Source organism: uncultured Amnibacterium sp. (genome assembly GCF_964244015.1).
In the GTDB taxonomy this organism is placed as follows: domain Bacteria; phylum Actinomycetota; class Actinomycetes; order Actinomycetales; family Microbacteriaceae; genus Amnibacterium.
In genome coordinates this window covers 1-3,642 of the sequence record NZ_CAXTHO010000190.1, presented here as the reverse complement: position 1 = coordinate 3,642, position 3,642 = coordinate 1, and the positions used below count along the sequence as shown (strand labels likewise).

Annotated in this window: 4 protein-coding genes; 3 read left to right on the top strand and 1 reads right to left on the bottom strand. The window is 69.3% G+C overall.

The features are described from left to right. Nucleotides 1-96 precede the first annotated feature (96 nt). The 3 genes from ACFE67_RS14570 (at nt 97) to ACFE67_RS14560 (ending at nt 2,858) form a co-directional block, all read left to right on the top strand. Nucleotides 97-609, top strand: coding sequence for a single-stranded DNA-binding protein (locus ACFE67_RS14570; RefSeq protein WP_375407594.1), 513 nt, complete (start codon nt 97-99; stop codon nt 607-609). Nucleotides 610-670: 61 nt separating this feature from the next. Then, a complete protein-coding gene (gene ettA, locus ACFE67_RS14565) occupies nt 671-2,353 on the top strand; it encodes an energy-dependent translational throttle protein EttA (protein WP_375407593.1) in 1,683 nt (560 codons plus the stop codon). Nucleotides 2,354-2,372: 19 nt separating this feature from the next. Next, entirely contained in the window at nt 2,373-2,858 is a 486-nt protein-coding gene (locus tag ACFE67_RS14560; RefSeq protein ID WP_375407592.1) for an acyl-CoA thioesterase, read from the top strand. Between the two features lie 53 nt (nt 2,859-2,911). On the opposite strand, the gene ACFE67_RS14555 is transcribed toward ACFE67_RS14560, so the two are convergent. Then, a partial coding sequence (locus ACFE67_RS14555) for an acyl-CoA thioesterase (protein ID WP_375407591.1) occupies nt 2,912-3,642 on the bottom strand: 731 nt, incomplete at its 5' end.

The following is a 3,642-nucleotide window of genomic DNA, read 5'->3' as shown; positions in this document are numbered from 1 at the left end:
GGCCGCACGATCGCTTCTGCGCGGTCCCGGTCACGTCCACGGCACGGGCTCCCCGGGGCCGCGCACCCCCAAGGACTATGAGGAAGAGGTGTCGCGATGGCGGACAACAACAACACGATCACAGTGGTCGGGCGCATCGGCCAGGAGCCGGAGCTGCACACCTTGGCGAACGGGCAGGAGGTCCTGAACTTCAGGGTCGCCACGAACGAGCGCAAGCGAGCAGCGGACGGCAGCTTCTTCGACGGGCCCACCAGCTGGTTCCAGGTCGCGGCCTGGGGCACGCTGGCCCGGAACGCACAGCTGTCCTTTCACCGTGGGCAGCGAGTGGTCGTGTACGGGATCCTGCGCGTGACCGAGTTCCAGCCGCAGGGCGGCGGGCGCACGTACAAAGCCGAGCTGCGCGCGACCGCGCTCGGGCATGACCTGACGTGGGGTACGAGCACGTTCACCGATGCAGGGCGCCCCTCGCAGCAGCAGCAGCAGCCGGAGGCGCCGCGGCGCGAGCCCGAGCGGGAGCCGGAGCCGGAGCCGGAGCGAGAGACTGTCCCCGCAGGTCCTGCGGCGGACTGGTCGAGCTCGCTCGCGCAGCTCGACGACACGCCCTTCTGACCCGCTCGGCCCGATCCGCTCGGCGGCGAGCGCGGGCGGCCCGCGAAAGTAGGATCGGCGTATGGCGGAGTACATCTATCAGATGGTCCGCGCCCGCAAGGCGCACGGCGACAAGCTGATCCTCGACGACGTCACGATGTCGTTCTTCCCCGGCGCCAAAATCGGCATCGTCGGACCGAACGGCGCGGGCAAGTCCACGATCCTCAAGATCATGGCGGGCCTCGACTCCCCGTCGAACGGGGAGGCGAAGCTCACGCCCGGCTTCTCGGTGGGCATCCTGATGCAGGAGCCCGAGCTCGACGAGTCGAAGACCGTCCTCGAGAACGTGCAGGACGGCGTCGCCGAGCTGCGCGCCAAGCTCGCCCGGTTGGACGTGATCGGACTCGAGATGGGTGAGCCCGGCGCCGACTACGAGAAGCTCGGCGACGAGATGGCGACGCTGCAGGACGAGATCGACGCCGCGAACGGCTGGGACCTCGACTCGCAGCTCGAGCAGGCGATGGACGCCCTCCGCACGCCGCCGGGCGACGCGCAGGTCGAGTTCCTCTCCGGTGGGGAGAAGCGCCGCGTCGCGCTCTGCAAGCTGCTGCTGCAGCAGCCCGACCTGCTGCTGCTCGACGAGCCCACCAACCACCTGGACGCCGAGAGCGTGCTGTGGCTCGAGCAGCACCTGTCGAAGTACCCGGGCGCCGTACTCGCCGTCACCCACGACCGGTACTTCCTCGACCACGTCGCCCAGTGGATCGCGGAGGTCGATCGCGGGCGGCTGTACCCGTACGAGGGCAACTACTCGACCTACCTCGAGAAGAAGGCCGAGCGGCTGAACGTCCAGGGCAAGAAGGACGCGAAGCTGGCACGGCGCCTCTCGGACGAGCTCGACTGGGTGCGGTCCAACGCGAAGGGCCGTCAGGCGAAGTCGAAGGCGCGTCTGGCGCGCTACGAGGAGATGGTGACGGAGGCCGAGCGCACCAGGAAGCTCGACTTCGAAGAGATCCAGATCCCGGTCGGTCCGCGTCTCGGCTCGCAGGTGATCGACGCGAAGAACCTGCAGAAGGGCTTCGACGGGCGGGTGCTCATCGACGGGCTCTCCTTCACGCTGCCGCGCAACGGCATCGTCGGCGTGATCGGCCCGAACGGCGTCGGCAAGACCACGCTGTTCAAGAGCATCGTCGGCCTCGAGCCGCTCGACGCCGGCGACCTGAAGGTCGGCCCGACCGTCGACATCTCCTACGTCGACCAGAACCGCGGCGGCATCGACCCGAAGAAGACCCTCTTCGAGGTGGTGTCCGACGGGCTCGACTACATCCAGGTCGGCAAGCAGGAGGTCCCCTCCCGCGCCTACGTCTCCACCTTCGGCTTCAAGGGCCCCGACCAGCAGAAGCCCGCCGGAATCCTGTCCGGCGGTGAGCGCAACCGGTTGAACCTCGCCCTCACCCTGAAGCAGGGCGGCAACCTGCTGCTGCTCGACGAGCCGACGAACGACCTCGACGTCGAGACGCTCGGCAGCCTCGAGAACGCATTGCTCGAATTCCCGGGCTGTGCCGTGGTCATCACCCACGACCGGTGGTTCCTCGACCGCATCGCGACACACATCCTCGCCTACGAGGGGACGCAGGAGCAGCCGGGCAGCTGGTACTGGTTCGAGGGCAACTTCCAGTCCTACGAGGAGAACAAGGCGGAGCGGCTCGGCCCCGAGTCGGTCGGCGCAGGCCGTGGCGCGTACCGCAAGCTGACCCGCGCCTGAGCGTGCGGCGCAGCCTTCGATGAAACTGCGTGTCCCGATCCGGCTGCGCTGGAGCGACATCGACGCGTACGCGCACGTCAACAACGCTGCGATGCTCGGGCTGCTCGAGGAGGTGCGGATCCAGGCGTTCTGGACCGTCCCCACCGGCGCCGCCGCCGCCGCTGGCGACGAGCGCGGCCCGGCGATCCTCGACGGCACCCCGGGCGCGGAGACCCTCAGTCTCATCGCGCACCAGGAGATCGAGTACCTGCGCCCGATCCCGTACGGCCGGCAGCCGCTCGACTGCGAGGTCTGGATCGCCCGCCTCGGGGGCGCGAGCCTCGACGTGCATTACGAGGTGTACACCCCGGAGGGGGTCGAGCCCCGCGAGCTGACGACCAGGGCGGCATCGACGCTCGTGCTGGTCGACACCGCGACGCAGAAGCCGCGGAGGATCTCCACGGAGGAGCGCGCGGCCTGGTCGCCGTACCTCGAGGACCCGGTCGTCTTCACCTCCCGCCGCTGACGCTCGTTGCATAAATCCGGGGATGCGTGCACTCGGCGCCCGCATCCCCGGATTTATGAAGGGGCTCCGACTCGGGTCATACCCTCCTGGGCGACGGAGGCGACCAGCAGGCCCTCGCGGGTGTAGATCCGGCCGTGCGACAGGCCGCGGCCGCCGCCGGCGCTCGTCGACTCCTGCACGTACACGAGCCACTCGTCGACGCGTGCCGGCCGGTGCCACCACATGGCGTGATCGAGGCTCGCGGCCCTCAGCCCCGGCGTGGACCAGGCCAGGCCGTGGCGACGCCAGATGGGTTCGAGGATCGTGTAGTCGCTCGCGTAGGCCAGCGCGGCGCGGTGCAGCGCAGGGTCGTCCGGCATCCGGCCGCGAGCCTTGAACCACACCGCCTGCGTCGCGACCCGCTCGCCGCCGGACTCGAGGTACAGCGAGCCCTCCACGTGGCGCAGGTCGAACGGTCGCCCGCTCGCCCAGAACCGGGCCATCGGATGGTCCACCGCGGAGAGCAGCTCCCGCTCGTCGTCGAGCGACTCCGGATCCGGCAGCCCGTCCGGCATCGACTTCTGGTGCTCGAGGCCCTCGTCGACCGTCTGGAACGACGCGATCATCGACAGAATTGGCATCCCTCGCTGGTACGCCTGCGTGCGCCGCGTGCAGAACGACCGCCCGTCATGGATGCGATCGACGGCGAACGTGATCGGGATCTCGATGTCGCCTGGGCGCAAAAAGTAGCCGTGCATCGAGTGGATCGGTCGATCGGCCTCGACCGTCCTCGACGCCGCCACCA

Coding starts and splice junctions, on each gene's coding strand:
- ACFE67_RS14570 (WP_375407594.1), top strand. CDS start 97: ATGGCGGACAACAACAACACGATCACAGTGGTCGGGCGCATCGGCCAG.
- ettA (WP_375407593.1), top strand. CDS start 671: ATGGCGGAGTACATCTATCAGATGGTCCGCGCCCGCAAGGCGCACGGC.
- ACFE67_RS14560 (WP_375407592.1), top strand. CDS start 2,373: ATGAAACTGCGTGTCCCGATCCGGCTGCGCTGGAGCGACATCGACGCG.